This is a genomic window from Oceanobacillus sp. FSL K6-0251 (assembly GCF_038004725.1).
Taxonomy (GTDB): Bacteria; Bacillota; Bacilli; order Bacillales; family Amphibacillaceae; genus Oceanobacillus; species Oceanobacillus oncorhynchi.
On the sequence record NZ_JBBORS010000001.1, the window covers coordinates 2,419,783 to 2,432,626 of the forward strand.

A 12,844-nucleotide genomic window follows, 5' to 3' on the forward strand; every position below is an offset into this window, starting at 1 on the left:
ATCATAGCATGTTTAGAAATCGTTAGACAAGTTAATTTTTGCGGTCGTACTGCAGAAAATAATAGTCATACGGATTTTTCTCATTTTTTATGCCTTTTTCCTTTTCCGTCAGCTCCCACGCCGCTTCATCAAAATCCGGCGCAAATGTATCGCCGGGGAATTCTTCGTCAATCCGTGTAATATACATGCGGTCAGCGATAGGCAATGCCTGTTCATAAATCTCTCCGCCGCCGATGATGAAATATTCTTTCTCTGGGTGTGCTTCGTTCCAGCGCTCTACATCAGATAAGTCATGAATAATTTCTACCCCGTCGAGTGCAAAATCTTTATTTCTGGTCAGCACAACATTACGCCGCTTCGGAAGAGGCCCGTTCATCGATTCTAATGTTTTTCTTCCCATAATAATCGTATTTCCTGTTGTCTTCTCTTTAAAAAATTTTAAGTCCTGCGGCAAATGCCAGGGCATCCCATTTTGATAGCCGATCACATTATTCCTGCTAGCGGCAAATAGTAATGAAATCATGCGTTAGCCTCCATTCAGTTGTGTATGCTTCATTATTTAAACGGCGATTGGCGCTTTAATGGCTGGGTGCGGGTGATAATTTTCGATTTCCAAATCCGTTATTTCAATATCAAAAATCGATTTTCCAGAGGCATTTATCTTTAATGCCGGCATCTCCCGGATATCTCTTTCTAACTGCTGGTTGACCTGTTCTATATGATTGGAATAGATATGTGCGTCTCCAAAGGTATGAACAAACTCGCCCGCTTCTAACCCGCATTCATGTGCAATTAAATGCGTTAACAGTGCATAGCTGGCAATATTGAACGGAACACCGATAAACACATCTGCACTGCGCTGATAGAGCTGACAGGATAATTTTCCATCCGCTACATAAAACTGAAACAGCGTATGACATGGAGGCAGGGCCATCGTCGGAATATCCTCCGGGTTCCAAGCAGATACAATGTGGCGTCTGGAGTTTGGGTTGTTTTTAATTGCTTCAATGGTTTCTTTTAATTGATCGATGGATTCTCCTTTAGATGTTTTCCAATCTCTCCACTGTTTCCCATAGACAGAACCCAAATCGCCATACGTCTGAGCGAAGGTATCATCCTGGAGTATTTTCTCTTTGAACAGCTCCATTTGCTGGTCATATTCTTTTTTAAAGACAGCGTCCTCTTGGCTGCGTATCCCAAAGTTTGTCATATCCGGGCCTGTATACTCCGCGCTTTTAATCCATTTCTCAAAAGCCCATTCGTTCCAGATATTATTATTATGTTCCAGTAAATAACGGATGTTTGTATCTCCTTTGATAAACCATAATAATTCAGTAGCAACCAATCGGAACGGAACTTTTTTTGTAGTTAACAACGGGAACCCCTTCTGTAAATCAAATCGGATTTGATGGCCAAAAACGGAATAAGTACCTGTGTTTGTCCGATCATCACGATTCTCTCCCGTAGCTAATATTTTACGGCATAAATCTAAGTAGCCTTGTTCTCCCTGCATTTATAATCCTCCTCTATATAATATGTCTCCTGAACTTAAAATATTTTAGCAAGAGCTTATATTGACTATATTATTTCATTTCCCTTTATCTATCCTCAGGTTTTTAAACAACCCTATTATAACAGAAATTCATGGCCTATATGTTTCTCAACTTTAAATTAATCCATTTAGAGAAAAGAAAATAAATCATATATATTCAAAACCTTTTGATTATTATAGAAAATGGTAAGGTTTTCTTGACTACGAAAAAAATTTAAGCTAATATGGGTACAAGCAAAGAAGATAGCACGGAATCATTAGAAAGTAAAGGCAGCTTCGATAGACAGAAGTGGATGATTATGATCCCGTTCTTCTATCGGAGGCTGCCTTTTTCATATTTCGTTCTTCTGCTTTGTAATCACACGCGTTTTACGTGGAAGTATTTAGGAGGAAATTTAACATGGAAAACGGAGTAGTAAAATGGTTTAATGCAGAAAAAGGTTACGGGTTTATTCAATTAGAGGAAGGGAATGATATTTTCGTACATTATTCTGCTATTCAAGAAGAAGGCTTTAAAACATTAGAAGAAGGACAAGAAGTTGTCTTCGATGTAGTGGAAGGCGAACGCGGTCCACAAGCGGCAAACGTTGAGAAAAAATAAAAACTATTATAGATGCAAGCAGGATCCTTGAGAGGGGTTCTGCTTTTTTTATTGGTAATCAAGAATGATTCCTTCAGGTAAGGTCTCACCTTTGCTGCGGATGCCATCGAAGTGAATAATCGAATTGCCTTGCCTGCTTTTGCAGGAAACATAGAAAATCTCATTGCTTTAAACAAACCAGTCCAACCCTCCGTCCCCTTTTTATATCATGCATGATGCAATGCTTCCCTCATAAGGAGATAGGCAAAAACCCTATAAAATGGACCATACTTTTTGAATCCGTACTATTACATTTTGTCAATGATTTTCTTTATTTGTTCACCAAAAAGACATAAACTTTTCTAACCAAAAAGTTTGTAAAATAGTCAAATCACCTTATTTGTGAATAAGTGAACGAATTGTGAAAAGTGCGATTTGATAACGTACACAAGACTTATTTTCGATATGATAGTCATATAGGCAAGAAGTTACAAAAGGGGTGAATCACATGAAAAAACCTGAACCTAATTTAAAGGGTACATTTTTTTCCGTTATCACTATAGGGGTTGTTATTCTTATCAGCTGGTTTGCAGTATTTTTATTATTTTTATCGCAATAAAGAAGGAGGAGAAAGAAGATGCACTTACACAAATACGAGAAGATATGGCTTATCTTCGGCGGCGGAGCACTTGTATTATTTCTGCTGATACTTGGATTCGGGGCATTCTATTTAGGTACACATCCGCAAAGTCACGGTGCGACCATTGACCCTGAGAATGTAGAAGCAAACGAGGCCTTCGAGAGAGAAAACCTCGGACTGACACAAGTAGATGATGATAGATATATTGTTAATATTGTTGCGAGTACCTTCAATTACGATTTAGGTGATGACGGGGAAGGTAACGCGGTATCTCACATTGAAATACCTAAAGGATCAACCGTTTTATTTCAGGCAGTTACAACCGATGTTATCCATGGATTAAATATCGCCGGCACCAACGTCAATATGATGGTGGAGCCCGGATATATCAGCAGCTTGGAAGTAGAGCTTAATCAAACGGGAGAATTTACATTAGTATGTAATGAATATTGTGGTGTAGGACACCATATGATGTTTGCGACAGTGGAGGTGGTCGACGATGAGTCTGGCAATGAAACAGCAGCCGAATGAAGAAATTAATGTAACACCCTTACCGATTACAAAACCGGAAGCGAAATTATATCTTTCCTTTATGTATGTTGCATTTATTTCCTTATTTATTGGAGGATTAATGGGGTTATTACAAGTATTGGTGCGTTCAGGCGATTTTGAACTTCCGCTTGGTATCGGCTATTATCAAATTCTTACTTTACACGGCGTTATCCTGGCATTAGTACTGACTACCTTCTTCATTATCGGCTTTCAATATTCCTTATTAGGTAAAACCGTCGGAATGTCCGATAAACAACGGAAGCTGGGCTGGCTGTCTTTTTGGACGATGACGATAGGAACAGCTTTAACAGGAACAGCCATTTTACTGGGAGAAGCAAATGTTCTATATACCTTCTATGCGCCATTAAAAGCACACCCTATCTTTTATATCGGGCTTGCGCTTGTGGTCGTTGGCTCTTGGATTGCGGCTTTTGTAAATTGGCATCAGGTCTATGTTTGGAAAAAAGCGCATCCAGGTCAGAAAACACCGCTGTTAGCATTTATGGTTACGATTAATATGATTATGTGGGTTATTTGTTCCATTGGTGTGACAGTCGCAGTGCTGGTCCAATTTATCCCATGGTCATTAGGGTATGCAGAGACGATTAATGTTCTGTTAAGCCGGACATTATTCTGGTATTTTGGCCATCCGCTGGTTTATTTCTGGTTATTGCCTGCATATATGGCATGGTACGCGATTATACCAAAGATTATTGGCGGAAAAATATTCAGTGATTCGTTAGCAAGGCTTTCCTTTGTTTTATTCTTATTTTTCTCCATTCCTGTTGGTTTTCACCATCAGCTTACAGAGCCTGGAATTGATCCAACATGGAAGTTTATTCAGGTAGTTCTTACCTTTATGGTTATTGTACCAAGTTTAATGACTGCATTTTCAATGTTTGCTATGTTTGAAACTACAGGCAGAAAACAGGGTGCAACCGGACTGTTTGACTGGTTTAAAAAATTGCCTTGGAAGGACGTCCGTTTTGTAGCTCCGTTTGTCGGAATGCTTGCGTTTATACCTGGCGGAGCAGGCGGTATTATTAACGCATCTCACCAATTGAATACGCTTGTTCATAATACGATTTGGGTAACAGGACACTTTCATTTAACGATTGCGACGACAGTACTCCTCACTTTCTTTGGGATTGCATACTGGTTAATACCGCATTTAACAGGCAGAAAGCTGACGCCAAAGATTCATAAGCTGGGAATTTATCAAACCATTATTTGGGCTGTCGGGATGCTGATTATGTCTGGGGCAATGCATATTCAAGGACTTTTAGGAGGACCAAGAAGATCCTCCTTCTCCGAATACGGCGGTACCGAGCAAGCGGCAGAATGGGTTGGTTATCAGACTGCACAGGCTGTTGGAGGCACCCTCTTATTTATCGGTATTGTACTGATGGTATACATTTTTGTGGATTTAATCGCATTTGCTCCTAAAGGGGAAGAAGAATACCCTATTGCGGAAGAAGAAGAGGATGCACAGCCTACACCGCAATGGATGGAAAATTGGAAGCTGTGGATTGGAATCACAATTGCTTTGATATTATTTGCATATACGATTCCGATGATAGATATTATTCAAAATGCACCGCCAGGATCTCCTCCATTTGACGGTATTTTATAAGGGGAAGAAATTCAATAAATGATGAACAGAAAAATATATAAACATCTCGAAACTGATTTTAAGCATAAGCTGGACCGTGAGTTAACGGAAATTGAAAAAGAATTTTTTAAATGGATTGCAGAAAAGCACGTGTCTGAACAAGACAAAAAGAATTCATTTGAAAAATAATAAAAGACGGCAGCAGGTAATCGTTTTCCATGATTACCTGCTGCCGTCTTTAATGCATGATTACGAGGGGTTCTAATCCTCTTTCTGCCCGAAATATTGATAATAATTCGTCTGGATAAAACCATTAAACAGCTTACGTTTCTTTGTAGCTGGTTTACCAAATACTTTTTCAAATTGCTCATACGCCGTAATAATGTATGCGCTCCAGGATGGATGATGACGCATGATAGTCCCCAGATCCTGATACATTTTCTCTACTTCTTCCCTATCGCTTAAACGTTCTCCGTATGGCGGGTTCGTGATTAAATACCCGTCCTTTTGCTTGATTGTAAGATCGCTGACCTGCATCTGCTTCCACTCAATCAAATCACCAAGCCCTGCTTCCAGCGCATTTGCCTGTGCTGTTTCAATCAGCTGATGGCTGATATCCGAACCAGTGATAAATAAAGGCTGGTCATAGTTCGCTACCTCTTCTGCTTCTCCAAAAGCCGCATCCCAATGCTTCTGTTTTACAAAACTCCATTCCTCTGAAGCAAATTCACGATTAAATCCGGGTGCAATGTTTTGGCCGATGAGTGCAGCCTCGATTAAAATCGTTCCAGAGCCGCAGAATGGGTCGATTAAGGGCTGGTCAGGCTTCCAGTTGGTTAATTGAACAAGCGCTGCTGCAAGTGTCTCTTTTAAAGGAGCTTCCCCTTGCCCGACACGGTATCCTCGCTTGTGTAAGCCTGTCCCGGAAGTATCAATCGTCAGTGTTGCTTCATCCTTTAATAGAGCAATTTCTGTTTTGTAGAGCGCTCCGGATTCCTCCAGCTTATTTATGAGTCCATATTTTAATTTCATTCGTTCTACAATTGCTTTTTTCACAATGGCTTGACAATCTGGCACACTGTATAGCGTCGATTTGACAGATTTGCCTGATACAGGTATCTGCCCTGTTTCATCAATATAACTTTCCCAGGGAAGCGCCTTAGTCTGTTCAAATAATTCATCAAATGTCTTGGCCTGAAATTTGCCGACAAGAATTTTTACGCGGTCAGCGGTTCTTAACCATAAATTACATCTTGGGATAGCGGAAATTGGCGCATCAAAGATAACTTTTCCGTTTTCTACTGTGGCTTCATATCCAAGATCTCTTACTTCTTTTGCAACAATTGATTCAAGTCCCATCGCTGCTGTAGCAATTAAAGTTACTTGTTTCATTTTTAAATATTCCTCTCGGTCATTAGTCATTATTAGTAGGTTTATCATTAAAAGAAAAAAAGATTCTATTTCATTTAATTGGAAATAGAATCTGTTTGTTCATCAGCACGACCTTTAAATGTCCGGTAAGCCATGTTCTGTTCCATTGTACTGCAAACGGTGGTCAAGCCTTGTACGCCGGTTGTAATCATCTATCTACAGCTGTTGCTGTCCCTTGTTCGGTTCCATTCCCTACTAAAGGATGCCCCTACCATTATTTGGGTTGCTCACTCGCGGGGTTTACCTCGTTCCACCTGGTATGTTTCCAAACCAGCTACGTCACTGTGGCACTTTCAAGAGAGCTGACATATCACAAAAAGTGACTTAGTACAGCTCGTCTGCCGTTAGTTTATTAAAAACTACCTTGACTTATGATTTCATCAAGCGCGAACACTACAGGCATCGCAGCCTGTGTGAGCATGGACTTTCCTCTACATCCAAAAATGGACATAGCGATTACATAGACATTTAAGCAGCCTAAAACAGTTTAGCAAAGTTCTTTAAAAAAATCAATCATCTCTTCAGTTATTCTTCTGAATCAGCGTATCTTTTTCCAAATACAGCTTTTTCAAGATTGGATAAGCGTTTTAACACGTCATAATTAACCTGTGAGCTTTGCTGTGTAGAACGTGCTCTAGGTGTTTCTGCTGCTGGACGATTGCTTTTCAATTTTTCGATTTCTTCGTTTAGACGATCAATTTCCTGTTTGAAATTATCATAATCCTGAATAATGATATCTAAAAATTCATCTACTTCTTCCTGAGAATACCCTCTGATTCCTGTTTTAAAATCTTTTTCTAAAATTTTCTTTCCATTAAGTTGAACGCGATCAATACTCATTACCAAATCACCTCTGAAATATACTATTACTTATCATTTTTCATCATGTGTTTTTATTTTAACATTATTCTATATTTATTAAAGCTATTATAACATAAAAAAGGAAACTGAATATCAGTCTCCTTCTAAAATTTATAAATCTCTCCAATATTTCCATTTAAAAAAAATTTATCATTGCCGGTTTGACGCTTTCTGATAAACGCAAAGGCTTTTTAATCCATATCTTCCTTTTGGAATGAAAAAGGTAATAATTGATCTGTAGTTAGCGTCTGTACATCTTTGTTTAAATTAGTTAAGTGGATGGTCATATCAGGAGCAAAAAATTCACTCATCACCTGCCTGCACGTCCCGCATGGAGGCACTGGACGTTTTGTATCTGCTGCAACAGCCATCTCTGTAAATTCTGTCTCTCCGTCCGAAATAGCTTTAAAAATAGCAACCCGTTCTGCACAGCAGGTAGATGGATAGGCAGCATTTTCGATATTGCATCCCGTATAGATTTTCCCTGAGCTTGTTAACAGTGCGGCACCTACCGGAAATTCGGAATAGGGTACATACGCTCTAGCTCTGATTTGAATTGCTTCTTCGAGTAATTTTTCTTTCATGTGAATGTTCCTCCTGACGCTTTCGCATCTCTCTTTATTTATCTTCTTCTTCCAAGGTATCCAGCAGTAAATCAAAAACATATCGAATGGATGTATATAATTCCATATATCTTTTTCTTCTGACATCCAAATAATAACTATGCATTAACAATAATTCCATATTCTCCCTTGTTGATTGAACTTGATTTGGGTGAACGGACGCTTTTCTTTCTTTTACTGCGGCTGAAGCATCTCTCTCCCAGCTTTCTAATAAATCATAGATAGGAGCTGTTTCTGCTTTTACCATATTAAAAAATGAACGGTCTTTTCGGTCACTGGGAGCTTCGCTTTTCTCAAACCTCTCCCGAAGTGTTTCTAAATGGTGATTTAACTTCTCTGTTTGTTCGCTGAGTTTCATTTTAAATAGTCATCCTTCAATTTCAAACTGCATGCTTTTATATAAAATCGTTAAATAAATTTTATCATATAATAGATAGAAAAGTCATGAACAACACATAAAATCACCTGTAAATGATTATAATAGCTGTTTTAGTCTTTGAAATTCCAGTTCGGTTTGTTTTAAACTATTTGTTTTTGTTTGAAATTGCACCCATACTTCACTATCTACTTTTGCTTTTAACTTAAAATGAATTAATGCAAGCTGTTCCTGAATTTGTTCTATTTGTGCTTCCATATCCTTTTTGCTGTATCCTTTATTTTCTTCGGGAAGGGCAGATTTTGAAAGTAACATATTTTATTCTCCTCCTATATATTTAAAAATAAAATCGTTCGTTTCTAAAAGTGGATGCGCTACTTATTCCACGTGAGAAGGGAAACCTCCTTCCCATTCGACAAAACTAGAATAATCAAAACAAAACTAGTGCAAAACTGTAATGATTTGCACAAAATTAGACAAGCTATATATTGAAGCCTTATGCTGCTGGAGGTTTCATCAACTCTTCCTTCAAGAGGAATACAGTAAATAAACGAAAGCAGCTATTTACAAGGAAAAAGGAGGTTAATATTCATGAAACCGTCAAAAGGACAGCAAAAAACGAATGCAAATAACAAAAAGAATAACAATGAGAAAACAAGAGATAAAAAAATAGCAGGTCCTGACCGTCCTTCCACTTAAGTTAAAAAGTATTTTCAGCAAATAACCTAATTTTATTTTGCGGGTGCACCCTGCCCGCGAAATATAATTAGGTTATTTTTTAAGCTTCAACCCTTATGAATAGATGCATTTTTGCGTAGACTATGTAAGGCTGAGGCAAAGGAAAGTACATGATTTGATTTCTCCATATTTTGTCCATATCTTTTCAGATTTCGCACGCTATAATTCGTTTCCTTCTTGAATTTATATTATAATATATGGTGTACTGGTTTTATATGTATCCTGCCCGAAACAGTAATGTTTCAATATTGCTGTTTTTCATTTAGGATAGAGTGTTAGGAGGCTTGGCAAAATGAATTATCCAAATGGTCAGCGGAAACCACTAACCATAAAACCAAAGCAAACAAGTTTTAGCAGGAGAGGAATGACGCTTGAAGAAGAAATAAATGAAACCACTGATTTTTATCGAATACAAGGACAGGCAGTTATTCATAAAAAACCGACACCCGTGCAAATTGTAAATGTCCATTACCCAAGACGGAGTGCTGCAGTAATTACCGAAGCATACTTTAAACAAGCATCAACTACTGATTACAACGGCATTTATAAAGGAAAGTATATTGATTTTGAGGCAAAGGAAACGAAAAATAAAACATCCTTTCCGCTTGCCAATATCCATGAACATCAAGTTCATCACATGCAGCAAGTAATAAAGCACGGTGGAATCAGCTTTATTATTTTACGGTTTAGAGCTTATGAAGAAACTTATCTATTCGATGCAAAAGATTTATTTGTTTGCTGGGAGGAGCAATTTGATGGTGGTAAGAAATCAATTTCTTATAATCATGTAAAACAATTGGGACACCCTGTCCCCTTTCATTACCAGAAAAAAGTTGATTTTTTATCTGTTGTTGATAAGCTCTACCTATAGATATGGAGGTATAAAAAATGGCAGATCAAACGAGCCAAACAAGAGCTGCTAGAAGAAAGCAGCAAGGAAAGAAAACAAAGAAGAAAAAGAAACAGCCGATTTGGAAAAAAATCATTAAAATTACTTTGTTATTATTATTGATTTTATTCTTAAGCGGCACTGCTGTCGGTGCCTATTGGATTGCAACCGCACCGGATATTGATGAAGAGCAGTTAACCGTTCCTTTTGCTTCAACCCTTTACGATAAAAATGGCGATCAATTTGCCAATTTAAGTTCAGATGAAAAAAGGCAGGAAGTAAGATTTGAAGAACTGCCGGATTTACTTATCGATGCTGTCACAGCTACAGAGGATGTCCGCTTTTTTGACCATAACGGAATCGATGTCAGACGTATCGGCGGAGCGATTCGCGGGAACTTTACCGGCGGATTTGGCTCTCAAGGTGCAAGTACCATTACACAGCAGGTAGTAGAACGTGCATTTTTAAGTAATGAAAAGAAAATAAGCATTAAAGTCCAGGAAATGTGGATGGCAATGAAGCTGGAAAGACAATATAGCAAAGAAGAAATCATGGAAATGTACTTAAACAGTATTTTTTACGGCAGTCATTCCTATGGTGTTGCTCAGGCAGCAGAAACCTATTTTGGAAAAGAGGATTTAAATGATCTTACTTTGCCGGAAGCTGCTATTTTAGCTGGTTTGCCGCAGCGGCCGACAGCCTATAACCCATTTGAAAATCCGGAATTGACGGAAGAACGAATGAACACCGTATTAAATTTAATGGTGCGCCATGGCAAGATTACAGAAGCAGAGGCAGATGAGGCAAGAAGTGTCGATGTTACTTCTCTATTAACAGAAGATCGTCCTGATCCGACACCATACGATGCATTTATTGATCAGGTTCGTCAAGAAATCGACGAAAAACTAGACGATGTAGAGCTTGATGCGGATGGGTTGAAAGTATATACAACGCTTGATCCCGATGCACAGCCATATGTTGAAAGCCTGCTTGATGAGGAAGAATCGTCAATCAGTTACCCTGATAATACACAGGGAGCCATGGTTGTATTAGATACACAATCCGGTGCTATCCAAGCAATCGGCGGCAGTCTGAATAACGAAGGCGGTTTTAATTATGCTACAAGAGGTACAACACAGGCTGGTTCCACTGCAAAACCGATTATGTCTTATGGACCGGCGATTGAATATAATCAAATGTCAACGTACCATCAGTTAGATGATGAAGGCCCTTATGAAATTGAAGGTTCGAATCCAATAAGGAATGCCACTAGAACCTATAACGGCTGGGTAACTGCGAGATATGCACTGCAGCAATCGTTAAATGTCCCAGCAGTAAAACTGATGGAAGAAGTCGGTCCTGAAAATTCTAAGGAATTTGCTGAAAATCTGGGCTTTGAATTTGATTCAGATTACCTTGATCTCCGTGAAGCAATTGGCGGGACAGAAACAGAAGTTACCCCGATGCAAATGGCAGGAGCATATAGCGCATTTGGGAATGAAGGTAATTACACAGAGCCGTACGCTGTAACCAAAGTAGAATTCTCAGATGGCCGGGAAATTGATTTAACACCGGAGTCTGAACAAGTGATGGAAGATTATACAGCTTATATGGTAACCGATATGCTTAAATCTGTGGTCAGCTCTGGTACTGGTACAAATGCAGCAGTGCCTGGACTGGACGTTGCCGGTAAGACCGGAACAACGACAATGGATGGCCAAGAAGGAAGCCGGGACGCCTGGTTTGTCGGCTATACAACAAACTATACAATCGCAGCGTGGACTGGCGGTTATGATTCAGAAGGCGGCGGCCGTGTACCGCTTCAGGATACTACCCTGTCTCAGCAAATATTCAGACAGACAATGAGTCATTTATCAGAAGGAATCGATACGCCTGACTTTACCCGTCCTGACTCCGTCGTTGAGTTAGCCATCGAAAAAGGAACCAATCCGGCTGCCTTGGCAAGTGACAGTACACCAAGTGATAGCAAAGTGACTGAGTTATTTGTTAAGGGACATGAACCAAGTCAAGTGTCTGAACGCTATGAAGAGCTGGACGCCGTAAGCGGGCTGTCTGGAAGCTATAATGAAGACAATAATTCCATTGAAGTCTCTTGGGATTATGATACTGATTCGGAAGAAGATGTTAATTTCGACGTAAGTGCCAGCATTGATGGCGGCAGTATGCAGTCCCTCTCTTCTACCAGTGACACATCTATGGAAATTTCGGATGTGGAAGAAGGCGCAGAGTATACGATACAGGTTATAGCCGAAAGAGGCTCATTAAGCAGTGATCCAGCTACAACAACTGTTCAAGTACCTGGCGGCGAGGATGACGAAGAAGAGGAAGAAGACGAAGAAATACCAGGAGTGAGCGGTCTTTCCGCTGAATATGACGGAAATGAAACCATTAATGTTTCATGGGGCTATGATGGCCCATCCGCTAACTTTGAAGTAAGCGTAAATGGAGATACTGAAAATGTAGGCTCAAATAGTATCAACGTAAGCGGAGTTACCCCAGGCGACTACAATATTTCCGTCACGCCAATAAGTGAAGAAAACAGCGATCTCCGCGGCCCTTCTTCATCTACAAGCGTGACTGTGCCTGAAGCAGAAGAGGAAGAAGACGAAGAAGAAACGGAAGAGGAAGAGCCTCCAGAAGATGAGAACGAGGAAGAATCGGAATCTGATTCTGGCTCCGAATCCGATTCCGATTCGGGCTCTGACTCTGAATCGGATTCATCCGAAGATACGAACACAGATGATAATGATTCAAATAATGGGAATGAAGAAGAAAATAATGATTCCTCCGATAATGGTGACAGCAACGGGGATTCAGATAATCAGGAAGCGCCGCAGGAAGAAAGCAATTCCGATGAGGAAAGCACGGATGACCCTGCGCCTCAGAACGAATCAGACAACAACAATGGCAATGATGAAGAAAACACAGAGGAATAAAAAAATAATCCCGGTCCTTTTTGATGGGCCGGG

The 12,844-nt window shown here is 39.6% G+C and carries 14 protein-coding genes and 1 other RNA gene; 7 read left to right on the forward strand and 8 right to left on the reverse strand.

The window, feature by feature from the left end:
• Window positions 1-31: 31 nt before the first annotated feature.
• Both MKY45_RS12195 and MKY45_RS12200 read right to left on the reverse strand, forming a co-directional pair.
• The gene (locus MKY45_RS12195; protein WP_193062167.1) at window positions 32-523 is read right to left on the reverse strand and encodes a dihydrofolate reductase; all 492 of its coding nucleotides are present in this window, start codon (window positions 521-523) and stop codon (window positions 32-34) included.
• A 36-nt stretch (window positions 524-559) separates the two neighbouring features.
• Window positions 560-1,513 (reverse strand): thymidylate synthase, encoded by a 954-nt coding sequence (locus MKY45_RS12200; RefSeq protein WP_193062168.1) that lies wholly within the window; start codon window positions 1,511-1,513, stop codon window positions 560-562.
• A 439-nt stretch (window positions 1,514-1,952) separates the two neighbouring features.
• On the opposite strand from MKY45_RS12200, the gene MKY45_RS12205 reads away from it, so the two are divergent.
• From MKY45_RS12205 to MKY45_RS12225, 5 genes are all read left to right on the forward strand, one after another.
• A complete protein-coding gene (locus tag MKY45_RS12205; protein WP_042534079.1) occupies window positions 1,953-2,153 on the forward strand; it encodes a cold-shock protein in 201 nt (66 codons plus the stop codon).
• Window positions 2,154-2,640: 487 nt separating this feature from the next.
• Window positions 2,641-2,751 (forward strand): cytochrome c oxidase subunit 2A, encoded by a 111-nt coding sequence (locus MKY45_RS12210; protein ID WP_256704709.1) that lies wholly within the window; start codon window positions 2,641-2,643, stop codon window positions 2,749-2,751.
• Window positions 2,752-2,769: 18 nt separating this feature from the next.
• Window positions 2,770-3,303 (forward strand): cytochrome B5, encoded by a 534-nt coding sequence (locus MKY45_RS12215; protein ID WP_193062169.1) that lies wholly within the window; start codon window positions 2,770-2,772, stop codon window positions 3,301-3,303.
• Window positions 3,284-4,957, forward strand: coding sequence for a b(o/a)3-type cytochrome-c oxidase subunit 1 (locus MKY45_RS12220; RefSeq protein WP_413465434.1), 1,674 nt, complete (start codon window positions 3,284-3,286; stop codon window positions 4,955-4,957). The genes MKY45_RS12215 and MKY45_RS12220 overlap by 20 nt, the downstream gene beginning before the upstream one ends.
• Before the next feature lie 18 nt (window positions 4,958-4,975).
• Window positions 4,976-5,125, forward strand: a complete 150-nt coding sequence (locus tag MKY45_RS12225) for a hypothetical protein (protein ID WP_175297064.1) — start codon at window positions 4,976-4,978, stop codon at window positions 5,123-5,125.
• Window positions 5,126-5,197: 72 nt separating this feature from the next.
• Here the strand turns inward: MKY45_RS12225 and MKY45_RS12230 are convergent, their stop codons facing one another.
• The 6 genes from MKY45_RS12230 to MKY45_RS12255 form a co-directional block, all read right to left on the reverse strand.
• Complete coding sequence (locus MKY45_RS12230; RefSeq protein ID WP_042534085.1) at window positions 5,198-6,328, reverse strand: THUMP domain-containing class I SAM-dependent RNA methyltransferase; 1,131 nt, start codon at window positions 6,326-6,328, stop codon at window positions 5,198-5,200.
• Window positions 6,329-6,449: 121 nt separating this feature from the next.
• Window positions 6,450-6,835: RNase P RNA component class B (rnpB, locus tag MKY45_RS12235), an RNA gene on the reverse strand.
• A 57-nt stretch (window positions 6,836-6,892) separates the two neighbouring features.
• Entirely contained in the window at window positions 6,893-7,207 is a 315-nt protein-coding gene (gpsB, locus tag MKY45_RS12240) for a cell division regulator GpsB (RefSeq protein WP_042534087.1), read from the reverse strand.
• 212 nt (window positions 7,208-7,419) lie between these two features.
• Window positions 7,420-7,812: a cytidine deaminase gene (locus tag MKY45_RS12245; RefSeq protein ID WP_042534089.1), complete on the reverse strand. Its 393-nt coding sequence runs from the start codon at window positions 7,810-7,812 to the stop codon at window positions 7,420-7,422.
• A 34-nt stretch (window positions 7,813-7,846) separates the two neighbouring features.
• The gene (locus tag MKY45_RS12250) at window positions 7,847-8,209 is read right to left on the reverse strand and encodes a DUF1798 family protein (RefSeq protein ID WP_042534091.1); all 363 of its coding nucleotides are present in this window, start codon (window positions 8,207-8,209) and stop codon (window positions 7,847-7,849) included.
• A 117-nt stretch (window positions 8,210-8,326) separates the two neighbouring features.
• On the reverse strand, window positions 8,327-8,542 hold the full coding sequence (locus MKY45_RS12255; protein WP_042534092.1) for a hypothetical protein: 216 nt from the start codon (window positions 8,540-8,542) through the stop codon (window positions 8,327-8,329).
• Window positions 8,543-9,257: 715 nt separating this feature from the next.
• Between MKY45_RS12255 and recU the strand changes: the two genes are divergently transcribed.
• Entirely contained in the window at window positions 9,258-9,836 is a 579-nt protein-coding gene (gene recU / locus MKY45_RS12260) for a Holliday junction resolvase RecU (protein WP_042534094.1), read from the forward strand.
• 17 nt (window positions 9,837-9,853) lie between these two features.
• Window positions 9,854-12,811 (forward strand): transglycosylase domain-containing protein, encoded by a 2,958-nt coding sequence (locus MKY45_RS12265; RefSeq protein ID WP_193062173.1) that lies wholly within the window; start codon window positions 9,854-9,856, stop codon window positions 12,809-12,811.
• Window positions 12,812-12,844: the final 33 nt, after the last annotated feature.

Excerpts from the sequence above, each read along its gene's own strand:
- MKY45_RS12195 (WP_193062167.1), bottom strand. The coding sequence starts at position 523 with ATGATTTCATTACTATTTGCCGCTAGCAGGAATAATGTGATCGGCTAT.
- MKY45_RS12200 (WP_193062168.1), bottom strand. The coding sequence starts at position 1,513 with ATGCAGGGAGAACAAGGCTACTTAGATTTATGCCGTAAAATATTAGCT.
- MKY45_RS12205 (WP_042534079.1), top strand. The coding sequence starts at position 1,953 with ATGGAAAACGGAGTAGTAAAATGGTTTAATGCAGAAAAAGGTTACGGG.
- MKY45_RS12210 (WP_256704709.1), top strand. The coding sequence starts at position 2,641 with ATGAAAAAACCTGAACCTAATTTAAAGGGTACATTTTTTTCCGTTATC.
- MKY45_RS12215 (WP_193062169.1), top strand. The coding sequence starts at position 2,770 with ATGCACTTACACAAATACGAGAAGATATGGCTTATCTTCGGCGGCGGA.
- MKY45_RS12220 (WP_413465434.1), top strand. The coding sequence starts at position 3,284 with ATGAAACAGCAGCCGAATGAAGAAATTAATGTAACACCCTTACCGATT.
- MKY45_RS12225 (WP_175297064.1), top strand. The coding sequence starts at position 4,976 with ATGATGAACAGAAAAATATATAAACATCTCGAAACTGATTTTAAGCAT.
- MKY45_RS12230 (WP_042534085.1), bottom strand. The coding sequence starts at position 6,328 with ATGAAACAAGTAACTTTAATTGCTACAGCAGCGATGGGACTTGAATCA.
- gpsB (WP_042534087.1), bottom strand. The coding sequence starts at position 7,207 with ATGAGTATTGATCGCGTTCAACTTAATGGAAAGAAAATTTTAGAAAAA.
- MKY45_RS12245 (WP_042534089.1), bottom strand. The coding sequence starts at position 7,812 with ATGAAAGAAAAATTACTCGAAGAAGCAATTCAAATCAGAGCTAGAGCG.
- MKY45_RS12250 (WP_042534091.1), bottom strand. The coding sequence starts at position 8,209 with ATGAAACTCAGCGAACAAACAGAGAAGTTAAATCACCATTTAGAAACA.
- MKY45_RS12255 (WP_042534092.1), bottom strand. The coding sequence starts at position 8,542 with ATGTTACTTTCAAAATCTGCCCTTCCCGAAGAAAATAAAGGATACAGC.
- recU (WP_042534094.1), top strand. The coding sequence starts at position 9,258 with ATGAATTATCCAAATGGTCAGCGGAAACCACTAACCATAAAACCAAAG.
- MKY45_RS12265 (WP_193062173.1), top strand. The coding sequence starts at position 9,854 with ATGGCAGATCAAACGAGCCAAACAAGAGCTGCTAGAAGAAAGCAGCAA.